At 68.4% G+C, this 12,888-nt stretch carries 15 protein-coding genes and 1 pseudogene; 8 read left to right on the top strand and 8 right to left on the bottom strand.

Annotation, left to right across the window (positions count from 1 at the left end):
- Positions 1-80 precede the first annotated feature (80 nt).
- Together ACIBSV_RS49420 and ACIBSV_RS49415 are read right to left on the bottom strand one after the other, a co-directional pair.
- The gene (locus ACIBSV_RS49420; protein WP_395874372.1) at positions 81-725 is read right to left on the bottom strand and encodes a DUF2637 domain-containing protein; all 645 of its coding nucleotides are present in this window, start codon (positions 723-725) and stop codon (positions 81-83) included.
- 156 nt (positions 726-881) lie between these two features.
- The gene (locus ACIBSV_RS49415) at positions 882-1,118 is read right to left on the bottom strand and encodes a hypothetical protein (RefSeq protein ID WP_395874370.1); all 237 of its coding nucleotides are present in this window, start codon (positions 1,116-1,118) and stop codon (positions 882-884) included.
- A 785-nt stretch (positions 1,119-1,903) separates the two neighbouring features.
- Between ACIBSV_RS49415 and ACIBSV_RS49410 the strand changes: the two genes are divergently transcribed.
- From ACIBSV_RS49410 to ACIBSV_RS49390, 5 genes are all read left to right on the top strand, one after another.
- Positions 1,904-3,133, top strand: a complete 1,230-nt coding sequence (locus tag ACIBSV_RS49410) for a hypothetical protein (protein WP_395874368.1) — start codon at positions 1,904-1,906, stop codon at positions 3,131-3,133.
- Positions 3,117-3,890, top strand: coding sequence for a hypothetical protein (locus tag ACIBSV_RS49405; RefSeq protein WP_395874366.1), 774 nt, complete (start codon positions 3,117-3,119; stop codon positions 3,888-3,890). Before ACIBSV_RS49410 ends, ACIBSV_RS49405 begins: the two co-directional genes overlap by 17 nt.
- Before the next feature lie 129 nt (positions 3,891-4,019).
- Positions 4,020-4,520: a GNAT family N-acetyltransferase gene (locus ACIBSV_RS49400; protein ID WP_395874364.1), complete on the top strand. Its 501-nt coding sequence runs from the start codon at positions 4,020-4,022 to the stop codon at positions 4,518-4,520.
- A 237-nt stretch (positions 4,521-4,757) separates the two neighbouring features.
- Entirely contained in the window at positions 4,758-5,117 is a 360-nt protein-coding gene (locus ACIBSV_RS49395; RefSeq protein WP_395874362.1) for a hypothetical protein, read from the top strand.
- 60 nt (positions 5,118-5,177) lie between these two features.
- Entirely contained in the window at positions 5,178-5,507 is a 330-nt protein-coding gene (locus ACIBSV_RS49390) for a hypothetical protein (protein ID WP_395874360.1), read from the top strand.
- 75 nt (positions 5,508-5,582) lie between these two features.
- Here ACIBSV_RS49390 and ACIBSV_RS49385 read toward each other — a convergent pair whose 3' ends face one another.
- Together ACIBSV_RS49385 and ACIBSV_RS49380 are read right to left on the bottom strand one after the other, a co-directional pair.
- Entirely contained in the window at positions 5,583-5,735 is a 153-nt protein-coding gene (locus ACIBSV_RS49385) for a hypothetical protein (RefSeq protein ID WP_395874358.1), read from the bottom strand.
- Positions 5,735-5,869 (bottom strand): annotated as a pseudogene (locus ACIBSV_RS49380) (two-component sensor histidine kinase); the annotation flags it as partial. The gene ACIBSV_RS49385 and the pseudogene ACIBSV_RS49380, both read right to left, overlap by 1 nt.
- A 395-nt stretch (positions 5,870-6,264) precedes the next feature.
- Here ACIBSV_RS49380 and ACIBSV_RS49375 point away from each other — a divergent pair.
- Complete coding sequence (locus tag ACIBSV_RS49375) at positions 6,265-6,471, top strand: cold-shock protein (RefSeq protein ID WP_395874356.1); 207 nt, start codon at positions 6,265-6,267, stop codon at positions 6,469-6,471.
- 370 nt (positions 6,472-6,841) lie between these two features.
- Complete coding sequence (locus ACIBSV_RS49370; RefSeq protein ID WP_395874354.1) at positions 6,842-8,401, top strand: DEAD/DEAH box helicase; 1,560 nt, start codon at positions 6,842-6,844, stop codon at positions 8,399-8,401.
- Between the two features lie 542 nt (positions 8,402-8,943).
- On the opposite strand, the gene ACIBSV_RS49365 is transcribed toward ACIBSV_RS49370, so the two are convergent.
- Entirely contained in the window at positions 8,944-9,417 is a 474-nt protein-coding gene (locus tag ACIBSV_RS49365) for a MarR family winged helix-turn-helix transcriptional regulator (RefSeq protein WP_395874352.1), read from the bottom strand.
- A gap of 461 nt (positions 9,418-9,878) precedes the next feature.
- On the opposite strand from ACIBSV_RS49365, the gene ACIBSV_RS49360 reads away from it, so the two are divergent.
- The gene (locus ACIBSV_RS49360; protein ID WP_395874350.1) at positions 9,879-10,427 is read left to right on the top strand and encodes a bifunctional 4-hydroxy-2-oxoglutarate aldolase/2-dehydro-3-deoxy-phosphogluconate aldolase; all 549 of its coding nucleotides are present in this window, start codon (positions 9,879-9,881) and stop codon (positions 10,425-10,427) included.
- A gap of 42 nt (positions 10,428-10,469) precedes the next feature.
- Here the strand turns inward: ACIBSV_RS49360 and ACIBSV_RS49355 are convergent, their stop codons facing one another.
- From ACIBSV_RS49355 to ACIBSV_RS49345, 3 genes are read right to left on the bottom strand one after another with little or no spacing between them, the layout of a single operon-like run.
- Positions 10,470-11,057: a histidine phosphatase family protein gene (locus ACIBSV_RS49355; RefSeq protein ID WP_395874348.1), complete on the bottom strand. Its 588-nt coding sequence runs from the start codon at positions 11,055-11,057 to the stop codon at positions 10,470-10,472.
- On the bottom strand, positions 11,050-11,277 hold the full coding sequence (locus ACIBSV_RS49350; protein ID WP_395874347.1) for a hypothetical protein: 228 nt from the start codon (positions 11,275-11,277) through the stop codon (positions 11,050-11,052). Before ACIBSV_RS49350 ends, ACIBSV_RS49355 begins: the two co-directional genes overlap by 8 nt.
- Complete coding sequence (locus tag ACIBSV_RS49345; RefSeq protein WP_395874345.1) at positions 11,274-12,344, bottom strand: ROK family protein; 1,071 nt, start codon at positions 12,342-12,344, stop codon at positions 11,274-11,276. The genes ACIBSV_RS49350 and ACIBSV_RS49345 overlap by 4 nt, the downstream gene beginning before the upstream one ends.
- Positions 12,345-12,888 lie beyond the last annotated feature (544 nt).

The following is a 12,888-nucleotide window of genomic DNA, read 5'->3' as shown; positions in this document are numbered from 1 at the left end:
ATTTCGGTTCAGTGGGTCTTGTGGAGTGGCGGGCAACGACGCCGCGAGACGATCGCGCCGCTCGTGCGAACGGGCACGCTTCAGGGTGGGGGTTCGCGGCGTTGCACGGCGGTGGATCGTCGGGGTGGTCGGGTGAGGGTGATCTGGCGCACGAGCTGATGCAGGCAGGCCGTGGTCGCCACCGCGGGAAGGATGGCGACGACGACGCCCTGGACGGTCATGGAGGCGTGGCTGACGGACAGCGCCATGGACAGGCCCGCGAAAGCGGTGACCACGATCCACGAGTGCAGTGCCCGGCGGCGGTGGAGGCTGGACCGCAGGATCGACAGCGAGGCCACCACCCACGGTCCCTGGACCAGCACGGGCCACCATCGGGCCGGGCCGTTGGTGGCGCCGGCGGTGTGCCGTAGCGGTGCGAGGGTGATCACCGCGCCGAGCACACTGATCACGGCGACCAGCAGGACGCTGACCACCACCATGGAGCTGCTGAGTCGATCCAATCGCCGCGCACCGGTGGCCGGCAGGGCGGCCTCCGGGGGCCGCCGGCGATGACTGCCGCGCACCCGGATCGGAGCCGAGAGTTCGACGGTGGCGGGAGCCTCCTCGGCCTGGTTCCCCAGGAGCCGGGCGAGGTCGGCCTCGAATCCCGGATCCCCCACCACCGCGAACGACGAGGCGAGCCCGTCGAACGACGCGGCCTCTCCCTGTGGCGGCCACTCCGCCACGCCGGGGAACGATGCGGCGCCGGGAGGGAATTGCATGCCGGGCGGGGGGTACGGGTCGTATCCATAACCTTCGTACATGGGCCTGATTCGTTCAAGGGTTGGGCGTTGCCGGGTGCCGAATACACATTTTCAACGCTCGGTGGGTTGTCCCGGGATTCACGATCGCGGATCGTCCAGGACGTCGTCGAGTCGGCGCGAGTACTCCGCCGCGAGCAACACCATCGTCAGAGCGAACTGCTCCATGTCGGCGGAGCAATGACGAAGCAGGACGCGATAGCCGGGGCGCTCGATGTACGCGTAGGGAGACCGTTTGAGGAAGGTCGCCGCGCGAGGGGTGAGTACCCAATCCCCCATGGGGAAGGTGCGTTGGGCGAGCGTGGGCGGAACCGCCACGGAGGCGGAAGCTCGGGAAGTCACGCCGGGGTAACGACGTGCTCTGCGCTTCGGCTCTGGTCCGAAACGGTGAACGACGGCCCGGATCGCGTCACTTTCGATCTCGTTTCATACATTTCCGAACGCGGGCGCCGGGGAGCTCTCGTGACCGGGGCCGGGAATTCCGTGCGGCCACAGGGAAGCATGACCGTTGACTCGACCAACTCTTTACTTTCGCAATGGGCAACTCACGAGTTGGTAAAATTCCCGGACACCGCCGCACAGCGGTCCCATCTTCCGTCGAGCACATATTCGGGTGGATTGCTTGTAACCCCGGCCCACACGGCGCCGGCCCACGAACGCCACGAACCCCGGGTTCCTCCACGCCGTCGGCACGATCCGGCGCCCCGGCCGGGCGCACCATCCGGCACCGCACGGACACCGTCCTCGCCGACTGGAACGCGGCGGCCACCCGGCCCGTCCTTGCGCACCCCGGGAGAGGTCCGCCGGGGCGAGGAGGCCGCTGCACTCAAGCGGGCGGTCCGCACGTCCCGGATCCCGTCCCATCGCAACGCCCCACCCGGGCCCGGCCCGCACACCCGGGCAGGACACCGGCCGGCGCAGCCCGCACACCGCCCGTACAGCAAACCCGTTGCCCGCTGTCGAGCCCCCGTGAGAGCATCGAGAGTTAAACGGTCCGTCTCCTTTCGTTTGCGCTTCGCAACGCAAATGAAAGAGTGCGGGCCGTTGTCATGTCCACGGTTTTGAACAATTCATCAAGATCTGCGAATGACAGGTACCGTTCGATGTACACAACAGAGCCGACCGAAGCCTGCATCGAGGATGCGAGCAACATCCTGGTTGCACCTTCGATGGTGCAAGACAATGACTTGATCAGGGACTTCTTCGGGTCCACAATCACGCCGGAGGACCTCGCTTCCGGTTCGGCCGACCTCGCGCAGAAGACCGTCTACCTGTGTGGCGATATATCTCGCATCAGCGGCAGCCAACTGCATGCGGCAGCCCGGGTATTCGTTATCCGGGAGCTATCACACGGTCACCACGAGGACATCGACAAATCTTGGACCCTCGTCGACCTCGGCCGAGTTCCCGTCCGCGTACACGGCGTCGGCGTGTACTACCGCCGCTTTTTCGGACTCGGTGCCGATCACTTCGGGCGGATCCGTGCAGAGCACGCGTTCCAGTCCCTGACGGAGTCCACCAAGCCGGGAACAGCCCATCGCAGCGGAATCTATCTGACGCCTGTCACACAAGACGGCGACGAACTACATTTCCGCCTGCTCCGGTGCTCCACGAATCTCTCGGGGCCCACCGAGGGCTTTCGCCCGACCGACACGAGCATCGTCGAGGCTCTGAACCGCGAGGCCGCCGCCGTCTTCCGGAACCAGGCACCGCTGAATCACGTCCTCGCTCAGATCTACCACAACACCCTGGCCACGGCCGAGCGTAAGCAGTCCAAGGCCAAGATCTCGGCCCACGCCGACAAGACCAAGGACATGCCCGCCAACGGCATCATGGCGTTCTGCACCTTCTATGACGGGCTCGACAAACTGCGGCCCCTGGCCGAGGACGCCTTCGATTACGGAGTGAAAGGTGGCAGTGGGCTGACCAAACTCCACTTTCGCCTCAAGGAGCAGACCGAGGAACGCGACGGGGTCGCGCTCCCCCCGCAGTTCACCCTGACCCTCTATCCCGGCTCCGTGTTCTTCATGCCGCTGTCCACGAACCGCCTGTATACGCACGAAATCCGGCCCTCAACGCTGGACGCCGAGTTGCTCCCGACCCGCCTGGGCTACGTGGTTCGCTGTTCGAGCGCCGAAGCCGTTCACAAGGACGGCCACACGTTCCTCAAAATGGCCCGCGATGTGGTGAAACTGGGGCCACCCACACCGGCCGGCATGAACGAGCTGCGCAGGCTGTACGCCGAGGAAAACAAGACCTCGTCCTTCATTGACTACGGCGACGAATTTCTCTTCAGCATGAACACGGGAGACTACGTTGCCCCCAGAGTCTAGGATCTCGGATGAGATTCTCTCGTGCGCTTTGCCAACCGAGGAGAATCTCTTTGCGGAGCTGTCCGCGTCGGCTCGTTTGGAAGAGGTGGGTAAAGGCCGGCAAGGCGCCGCGCTTACCCGGATCGACGAGGTGGGTGGCGTACCTCTCGTACGGACTACCACTCGATACAGCAGCCCGGCGCAGCGTTTCCGGGCGGTGCACGAACGGTTGGCACAACGAATTCAAGAACGTGCGGCGCTTCCGGTCGGCTTCAACAACGCTCTCATCGAGAGCTACACGAACGCTTACACAACCATGGGCAGTCATTCCGACCAGGCCCTCGACCTGGCCGACGAGTCGTTCATCGCCGTCTTCTCCTGCTACCGACATCCCGAAGCGAGCCCGCCGAGGAAGCTGATCTTCGAATCAAAGGGGTCCGGTGGCGAGAAGTTCGAGATCCCCCTCGCCCACAACAGTATCGTCGCGTTCTCTGTCGACTCGAATCGGCGACTCAGGCACAAAATCGTATTGGACACGCCCACCGCCCGGACGGCGGAGAACCAATGGTTGGGTGTAACCTTTCGGACGTCGAAGACCTTCGTGCGGTTTCGCGACGGACAGGTATACCTCCCGCAGGGTGCGCGCCTCGTGTCGGCCGACGATGAGCAGAGGCGCGAGTTTTACCGACTGCGGCGCCGCGAGAACAATGAAACGGACTTCCTCTACCCCCCGCTGACCTACACCGTCAGCGAGAGCGATCTGATGCCGCCCGTCTGACCTCGAGGGGCATTTGCACCGCACCGCGCGAAAGGCATCACGCAAGCCGAAGCAACCATGGTCTTCGGGCTGTCCGCCGCTGATGGGAACTCAGGTGGCCTCGGCACGCCGCCCGGATAGAGTTGCGCAATGCCCGAGCTGAAGCAGCTGAATGCAGGCCACGCCCCGGCGGTCCTGGCCTTCGAGCTGGCGAACCGTGCCTACTTCGCCGCCTCGGTCTCCGACCGCGGCGACGACTTCTACCACCACTTCGCCGACCGGCACAGTGCCTTGCTGGCTGAACAAGAGGCCGGCGTCTGCGCCTTCTACGTGCTCGTCGCCGAGGAGGGCTCGGTTCTGGGCCGGTTCAACCTGTACGACCTCGAGGACGGCGCCGCCGACCTCGGTTACCGGGTCGCGCAGCACGTCGCCGGCCGCGGCGTGGCGACGGCGGCCGTCCGAGAGTTGTGTCGGCTTTCGACGGTGCGGCACGGATTGCGAACACTGCGGGCAGCCACCGCTCTTGCCAATGCCGCGTCCCAAAAGGTGCTGACCAAGGCCGGGTTCGTTTCGGTCGGACCCGCCGACCCGGCCGACCTCGGCGGCAAGCCGGGCACCTGGTACCAACGCGACCTGACACTCCGGCCGTAGACCGGGGACGCCCTTGCGTTCCGTGGTTGCGCGATGCCCACGCCCCGGGCGTCGCGTCCGCCATGGCCTACTCCCCATGACCGTGTCGGCGCGGCACCGCCTCGGCGAAGCCGCCACGCCGATCGTTCAACCCTGAACGGATGGCGTCTTCACGCCATGAGGTCGATCGACCTCCCGATGTGATCAATATTGGTTGCGGGCCCGACCATTCAGCCATCACGTCTCAGGGAGTCCGCTATGCACCGACGCCGTTTCCTGCCGCCCGCGCTCGCCTTCGTCACCTCGGCGCTGCTCCTCGCCACCGCGGCCGCCGCCCCGGCCGGCGCCGCGGACGCCGTACCCGCGGACGACGGCCCGCGCACCGCCTGCCTCGTGATCACCAAGCAGGGTGGCGGCCATCCGACGATCTTCGACAGGTGGGCCGATGTCCGCAACGACTGCGGACGCCACATCGACCGGGTCACGGTCCAGCTCGACTACCACTTCGACCCCGCATGCCAGGCGCTCGCGGCCGGTGGGTCCACCCGCTACCACTGGATCTCGACGCTCCAGGAGAACGTCGAGGCGAACTACGCGTACGAGTGCCCCGGGCCCTGAGCCGCGTCGGCTCCGGCCCTCGCTCACAGTTCATGTGTTCATGCGTTCAAGGAGCAACTCATGCGCAAGCGCAGCAACCGACTCACCATGCTCGGCACGGCCGCCCTACTGGCCTTCGGCGCCGTCGCCGCGCCGGGTCAGGCCGCCTCGGCCTCGCCCGCGGCCCTCGCCGAGCCCGCTGCCGGGGACTACATGAAGTGCGGCTTCTCGCACCACAAGAGCCTCCCGCAGTACGGCGACTGGTACTACAACTGCACCTGGGCGGATGCCCGCATCACGATCAAGTGGAAGGACGGGCACGTCGATTGGAAGTGCGCCGAAGCCGGCCTGGCCTACCGGCTGGGTGATCTGAACACGGTCGAGGACGCCTGGATCGCCGCCCAGTGCTGACGGTTCGACGGAAAACGTCGACCTTGGCGAACCCGGATCGATTCGCCGGCGACGGCGGGCCTCCGTTACCGGGCATCACGAGCGCGTGGCGCGGGTAAAACGAGCGGCCCAGTCCCGGTCGACGAACTCGGCTTCGACGCCGCGTTCGACTACCACGACGGCCCCATCCTCGGTCCGGCGGCTTCCCACCTTCGTCTCATCCGATGCGGCCGAGCGGACGGTCGCCATCACCTGAGAATCGCGGGTAGTTCCACACCTACCCGGATCCCACCGGCGGAGCGCGGGGTCAGGGTGGGTGTTCCGTCGTGTGCCTGGGTGATGGTTTTGACGATTGCCAGGCCGAGGCCGACGCCCGCGTGCTCGGCACCGATGCTGGGCTTTCCCCCAGGGTCAAGGTCAACCCGCGGCTCGGGCTCGGGCTCGGGCTCGGGCTTGGGCTCGGGCTCGGGCTCGGGCTCGGGCTCGGGACAAACGAACACGTGGATGTTCGAACACGCCATCGGCCGGGGCGCGTCGCCGTCCCCGAAATCGCCGATCATCGAACCGGTTGATCGTCGAAGTCCGCGAAGCCGTCGCTATCCGTGCTATGTTGATCTCAGTTGCAGTTGTGGTACCCATGAACTTTGTGTGCACCTGACGGGCGTGTTCCGTGGGTGCATTTTTTGTTTGGCCGGTCATCTCCGGGTGGGCTCCTTGCGGCGACGCGGAATCGCACTGTGTGGATTCCGGTACTGCTTCCCAGACGAAGGAGAACGACATGGCGACCACCGGCACCGTGAAGTGGTTCAATGCGGAAAAGGGCTTCGGCTTCATCGAGCAGGACGGCGGCGGCCCCGACGTCTTCGCCCACTTCTCGAACATCGCCACCCAGGGTTTCCGCGAGCTCCAGGAAGGCCAGAAGGTCTCCTACGACGTCACCCAGGGCCAGAAGGGCCCGCAGGCGGAGAACATCGTTCCCGTCTGACGCTTTTCGGCGGCCGTACCAGGGCCCGCCGCACCGTGAGGTCGCGGGCCCTGCCACGGCGTTCGCATTTTCACCGCGGGCCGCCCGTCCCTCTTCCCGAGGTCGTGGCGATGGCACGCGACGCAGTACCCCCGCCCGGTAGGCGGCAGTCGACGGCTTACGACCGCACACCGCCCACCGCCCCCGGACTTTCCGGTCCGCTCCAGCCGGCCGCATTTTCCCCACAGCGCCGCGCCTCCGAAGTGTGTTCGCGCGAATTCCTTCGCCCCACTTCGTTTCTGCTTTTCATTTCGGCTCGTTCTCGTGATACCTTGCGCGGCTTTCGGCTGCCGGGTCTCCGCGGTACGTGCCGTGTCGAGGAAGGTTCCCCGTGAACCCGAACGCCCGCTCCACCAATTCTTCGTACAGCTCCTCTTCCCGCGGACGCAGCGGCGGCACCGGCGGCTACGCCCGCTCGGCCTCCGGTGGCAGCGGCTACGGCCGGTCCGGCGCCTCGGGTCGCTCCGGCGGCTACGGCCGTACGGGCGGTTCCGGTGGCCATGGCGGCTACGGCCGTCGCTCCTCCGGCGTCCGGGGAGAGTTCGCGCTTCCGGTAACCATCACCCCGGCGCTGCCCGCGGTGGCCTCCTTCGCCGAGTTGGACATGCCGTCCGAGCTGCTGGCGACGCTGACCGGTCTGGGCATGACCGAGCCGTTCCCGATCCAGGCGGCGACGCTGCCGAACTCGCTGGTCGGCCGCAACGTGCTGGGCCGTGGCCGGACCGGGTCGGGCAAGACGTTGGCCTTCGGCCTGGCGTTGCTCGCCCGTACCGCCGGCCGGCGCGCCGAGCCCAGGCACCCGCTCGCGCTGGTGCTGGTACCCACCCGTGAGCTGGCCCAGCAGGTCACCGACGCCCTGACGCCGTACGCCCGTTCGCTGCGACTGCGGATGGCCACGGTGACCGGCGGCATGCCGATCGGCCGCCAGATCACCGCGCTGCGGGCCGGCGCCGAGGTGGTCGTGGCCACGCCCGGCCGGCTCAAGGACCTCCTCGACCGCGGCGCCTGCGTGCTGGCCGACGTCGGTGTCACCGTCCTGGACGAGGCCGACCAGATGGCCGACATGGGCTTCATGCCCCAGGTCACCGAACTCCTGGACCAGGTACGCCCCGACGGCCAGCGCATGTTGTTCTCCGCCACCTTGGACCGCAACGTCGACCTGCTGGTGCGCAAGTACCTGCACGACCCGGTCGTGCACTCGGTCGACCCCTCGGCCGGCGCGGTCACCACGATGGAGCACCACGTGCTGCACGTGCAGGGATCGGACAAGAACGCCGCCACCACGCACATCGCCGCCCGCGAGGGCCGGGTGATCATGTTCCTCGACACCAAGCACGCGGTCGACCGGCTCACCGCGCACCTGCTCAACAGCGGCGTCCGCGCCGCCGCGCTGCACGGCGGCAAGTCCCAGCCCGAGCGCACCCGCACCCTGACCCAGTTCAAGTCCGGCCACGTCACCGTCCTGGTCGCCACCAACGTCGCCGCGCGCGGCATCCACGTGGACAACCTCGACCTGGTCGTCAACGTCGACCCGCCCAGCGACCACAAGGACTACCTGCACCGCGGCGGTCGCACCGCCCGCGCGGGCGAGTCCGGCAGCGTGGTCACCCTGGTCCTGCCCGGCGAGCGCCGCCAGATGGTCCGCCTGATGTCCGACGCCGGGATCACGCCGCAGATCACCCAGGTCCGCTCCGGCGAGGCCGAACTGACCCGGATCACCGGTGCCCAGGCGCCCTCCGGAATCCCGGTCGTCATCACCGCGCCCGCGGTGGAGCGCCCCCGCCGTACCGGCAGCGGTTCCTCTTCACGCGGACGCCGCAGCGGCTCCGCCCAGGCCCGCCGCTCCGGCCCGGTCGGCCGCCCCGCAGCCCGCGCGGTCACCGCCGCCTGACCCGCGCCCCGCGACATCCGGCCCTGAAGAGCCGGTCACACCCGCCCATCGGGCGGACGTGGCCGGATACTTCAGGGCCTTCGCCGTCTTCGGGACCCTTCGCCGCACCGGACTCGTCGACGGCGCAAGCCGCGACCATCGCGTAGGTCGCGGCAACCGCGGCGAACGGCACGACAAGACGCGGCGTATCGGACTCGATCCTGATCCGCATGGGACCCGACCTCGCCGCCGTCACCGTCGCCGGAGCCACCCCGCTCGCCCCCGCGACCTTGGAGCGACTCACCCACCGCGCCGCCGAACTCCTGCGCTCCGCCGTCCGCGATTGACCCCGACGCGCCGGCTGCGGGCACCGCGAGGCAAGAACGGAATCCGTCATGGGATCGAGCAGGGTTGCCGACAGGTCGAGGACGAGTTGGGTTGGGTTGGGTTGGGTTGGGCCGACTTCCAACTCCGTTGCGACACCGCTGTCCGCCGCCACCAGACTCTGGTCAACCGTCACCGGCGTCGCAAAGCCGTGGGATGACCCTGCCTGAGGGCGGTGTTCAGCCTCCTTCGAGTTCCCGGCGCACGGTGGCTGCGATGCGGGTGAGTGCGGTCTCGAGGTGGCGGCGTTGCGCGGCGGTGAGCGGATCGAACACGAGTCGTTTCACCTGGGCGACGTGTTCCGGTGCGCTCTCGACGAGTTTCTGCCGGCCGGCGTCGGTCAGGGTGGCGAGGGTGTAGCGGCCGTCGCCGGGGTCGGGTCGGCGGGCGACCCAGTCGCGGGCCTCGAAGCGGTCCATCGCCTTCGACAGGCGGGGCAGGGTGCTGTCGCAGAGGCGGGCCAGGTCACCGAGCCGCATCGTGGCCTCGTCGGCCGCGGACAGCCGGGCCAGGACCCCGTACTCGAAATTGGAGATGCCCGCGTCCCGCTGCAACTGGCGGTCCAGGGCCGCCGGGAGGGCGATGACGACCGTCAGCAGCGCCTGCCACAGGTCCTGCTGATCGTCGTCGAGCCAGGGCGACCGAGTGTCCATGAGCCTCATCATACTTGCCCGGGAAACTCGCATCACTTGCCTCGGCAACTCCGCATGAGTCACTTTTTCACTTGCCCGGGCAAGTCAAAGTACTTGCCGAAGCAAGTGAAGAAGCTGATCGCGCCGGCGGGCGGCCGTGCACGCGCGGCGTCCCGCCGGGCCGGCCCGGCCGGCCCGGTGTCCCCAAACGTCGCGGTCGGCGGAGAGGAACCGGGGGTGCGCGAAGCCCATGACCGTTCCGGTGGGCGGGTTCGAGCGTCGATCGGCCCGTAGCTCGTCCGCGAACGCGAACCCGCCTCGCCTTTGTGTCAGTCCCACACGTCGACATGGGTGACCCCGTCGCGATGTCCTAACCCGAAGGAGAGGCTTGTGACGGAGACCGGTCGGCAGTTGCGGCGGGCCTGGATCGCGCGGCTGGGCCCGCAGGGTGAGGTCGACGTCGACCAGGCGGCATGCCCGGCATGGCCCGTGCGTGTCTGGTGATCTCTCTGCGCGTCGTCGAAATCTCGCTGACCACGCCGGACGCCCTGGAAGCGATCCACACGATCGCCCGCGAGCACCCCGACGCCCTGATCGGCGCCGGCACGGTGCTGGACGCCGCGTCGGCGCGCGCCGCCGTCTCGGCCGGAGCCCGCTTCCTGGTTTCGCCGTCACTGCACCGCGACGTGGTCGAGACCGCGCACCGCGACGTGGTCAAGACCGCGCACCGCCACGGCGCGAGCGCCGTTCCCGGAGTGGCCACCCCCACCGAGGCGATCGCGGCCGGCACCGCAGGCGCGCACGCCGTCAAGCTGTTCCCCACGAGCCAATGGACCCCCGGGTCCTTCCGCGACATGCGCGCGGCCCTGCCGCAGATCCCGTTCGTGTCCACCGGGGGTATCACCCCCGCGCACGCCCCGGGCTGGATCGCGGCGGGAGCGATCGCGGTGGGCATCGGCGCCTCCATCACCGCGGGCACCCCGGAGGAGGCGGTGACCCGAGTGGGCGAACTGCTCGCAGCCTCGGCGTAGTTCCCCGTCAGGACCCCGCGACACCGCGGCCTGGAGTTTGGGTCATGAAATGTTCCAGCCCAGCAGGACCGGCTCTTCGCGCTCGTAGCCGAGTGCGCACAGGCGAGCCGTCTCCAGGCGGAACAGCCGGCCGTCCTCGGGCGGGAGCCCCAGCCAGCGGGCGGTCAGCGCCCGCAGCAGGTGCCCGTGCGCGACCAGCACCGCGTCGTGACCGCCCGCGAGCACGGGCCGCACCCGCGCCAGCACCCGGTCCACCCGCCGGCCCACGTCGGCGATGGACTCGCCGGGGTGGTCGGCGTCGCCCGGGATCACCCCGTCGCGCCACACGAGCCAGCCCGGCACGCTCTCGCGGATCTCGTGGGTGGTGATGCCCTCGTAACCGCCGTAGTCCCACTCGACCAGGTCGGGTTCGATCTCACCCCCGGTGATCCCGGCCAACTCGGCCGTGTGTCGAGCCCGCCGCAGCGGGCTCACGAGGGCGAGCGCGAACTCGCGTCCCGCGAGCAGCGACCCGACGGCCTTAGCCTGCGCCTCGCCCTCCGCGGTCAGAGGAATGTCGGTCAGGCCCGTGTGTCGGCCGGACCGAGTCCACTCGGTTTCGCCGTGTCGTACGAGCATCAGTTCACGCATGTGGTGCGATCCCAACTTCATCCGGGTTGGCGGCGACGTGTCGACCGCTTGGAAACTGCGCGCAGTTGTGTTCATTCGCCGGCACGCGCGAGGCCCCCGCGAGGGTGAGCGAGGCGAACCGGAAGTTCGGGACGACGAGGTCGACGTGGCCGACGTGGTCGACGTGGTCGACGACGTAAGTGACGTCGAGGGCGGCGTTGAGCGTGTCGGTGCGGATCACAGAAGCCTCGGTTCCTCGGTACGGGCCGGGCCGGGCGCATCCTCCACTGCGCGCCATGCATACACACCGGCGCCCAGGCAGCCCGCCTCGTCGCCGAGCTCCGCACGGACCAGGCTCGGGTGGCGCTGGAACGTCAGCCCTTCGGCCAGGCGGGCGCGGACCGGGCCGAAGAGGAGTTCACCGGCCTCGGCGAGACCACCGCCGAGCACGATCAACTCGGGGGCGAGCAGTGTCGTGGCGATCGCGAGCGCGGCGCCGAGCGCCTCGGTCGCACGGTCCCACACGGCCTGCGCATCGGCATCGCCGCGGGCCACCAGCGCGGCGACCTCCTCGGCGCCGCTCACCGGTCGGCCCGACCGAGCCGTGTAGGCGGCGGCGATCGCGGATGCGGAGGCCACCGTTTCCAGGCAGCCCCGGCCGCCACAGCCGCACACCGCACCATCCGGGTCGATCCGGAGATGGCCGAGTTCACCCGCATAGCCCTTCGCCCGGACCGGACGCCCGTCGCTGACGACGGCGGATGCGATGCCGGTCCCGATCGCCACGAACAGCACGTAGCGGGCGCCGCGTGCGGCTCCCACCAGGCATTCGGCGGCGCCGCCCGCCCGCACGTCGTGACCGAGCACGACCGGAAGACCGGTCCGCTCCCGGAGGAGGTCGGCAAGCGGAAGGTCGCGCCATCCGAGGTTTGCCGAATACACGGCACGGGCCAGATCCTCGTCGACGACCCCGGGAACAACGACCCCGACCCGGCAGACCGTCAGTTCGCCGGCTTCGGCGCGCTCCGCGAGTTCCATCAGGACGGCCGCGATCTCGGCCACCACCGCGTCCGGGCCCGCATGGCGCGGCGTCGCCCGACGGACCGCGGCCAACGGCCGCAGGCGTCGGTCCAACAGCGCACCTTTCATACCCGTGCCGCCGACGTCCAGGGCAATCACGCATTCACCGGCCGACGCGGCGTCCCGCGTGAGGATGCGTATGCCGGCGAGCCGGTTTCCCTCGGATTCCAGGTGGGTCCGCAGCGGTGCAAGCGTGGCCGTGGTGCGGGACGGGTTGGTGGTGGGCATGCGACTCCTATGCGCAGATGCAACTCGGGATGCACTGTGACTGCTCGAAGTTGCTTGATGTCTAGCACATTCGCTCAAAATCAAGCAATCCATCGCCCGTTTGGGCACCATTCGGCTGCTCGAACGAGCCCTGCGGGTGACCGGATCGCCGAACCGAGGCCCGTCGCAACACCCCGGAAACCTCCACAGTGAAGTCTGTGACACGCACCCGGCCGTCTTGCCTGACGTGCTCCGACTGCCTCGTCGGATTGGTCTAGACCCTGCGTCCGGCCTTCGGAATCGGTGCGGACCTTTCTCCGGCGAGGTGTTGACTGCCGACACGGCGAGTCCGCAAAATGCTCGCTGTTGCTCAAGAATTTTCACCAAGCCCATGTTGCGAACAGTTTTGCGCATGTGTGCGCATCGAGAGCGCGATCAACCTCTCACCAACGGTCCTGTTTTCCCGAAGACATGAAGGCGGTACTGCGATGAAGCGGCACCAGATGGCATTGGCGGCGACAGGACTGTCGGCCGCACTGCTTCTGTCGGCGTGTGGTGGCTCGGA

Origin of the sequence: Embleya sp. NPDC050154 (assembly GCF_044460165.1) — a bacterium.
Lineage (GTDB): Bacteria > Actinomycetota > Actinomycetes > Streptomycetales > Streptomycetaceae > Embleya.
This window is presented reverse-complemented; position numbering and strand designations above follow the sequence as displayed.

What these genes read in the sequence shown, in the direction of transcription:
- ACIBSV_RS49410 (WP_395874368.1), top strand. Translation starts at nt 1,904, where the DNA reads ATGTACACAACAGAGCCGACCGAAGCCTGCATCGAGGATGCGAGCAAC.
- ACIBSV_RS49400 (WP_395874364.1), top strand. Translation starts at nt 4,020, where the DNA reads ATGCCCGAGCTGAAGCAGCTGAATGCAGGCCACGCCCCGGCGGTCCTG.
- ACIBSV_RS49395 (WP_395874362.1), top strand. Translation starts at nt 4,758, where the DNA reads ATGCACCGACGCCGTTTCCTGCCGCCCGCGCTCGCCTTCGTCACCTCG.
- ACIBSV_RS49390 (WP_395874360.1), top strand. Translation starts at nt 5,178, where the DNA reads ATGCGCAAGCGCAGCAACCGACTCACCATGCTCGGCACGGCCGCCCTA.
- ACIBSV_RS49385 (WP_395874358.1), bottom strand. Translation starts at nt 5,735, where the DNA reads ATGGCGACCGTCCGCTCGGCCGCATCGGATGAGACGAAGGTGGGAAGC.
- ACIBSV_RS49375 (WP_395874356.1), top strand. Translation starts at nt 6,265, where the DNA reads ATGGCGACCACCGGCACCGTGAAGTGGTTCAATGCGGAAAAGGGCTTC.
- ACIBSV_RS49365 (WP_395874352.1), bottom strand. Translation starts at nt 9,417, where the DNA reads ATGGACACTCGGTCGCCCTGGCTCGACGACGATCAGCAGGACCTGTGG.
- ACIBSV_RS49360 (WP_395874350.1), top strand. Translation starts at nt 9,879, where the DNA reads ATGGCCCGTGCGTGTCTGGTGATCTCTCTGCGCGTCGTCGAAATCTCG.
- ACIBSV_RS49355 (WP_395874348.1), bottom strand. Translation starts at nt 11,057, where the DNA reads ATGCGTGAACTGATGCTCGTACGACACGGCGAAACCGAGTGGACTCGG.
- ACIBSV_RS49345 (WP_395874345.1), bottom strand. Translation starts at nt 12,344, where the DNA reads ATGCCCACCACCAACCCGTCCCGCACCACGGCCACGCTTGCACCGCTG.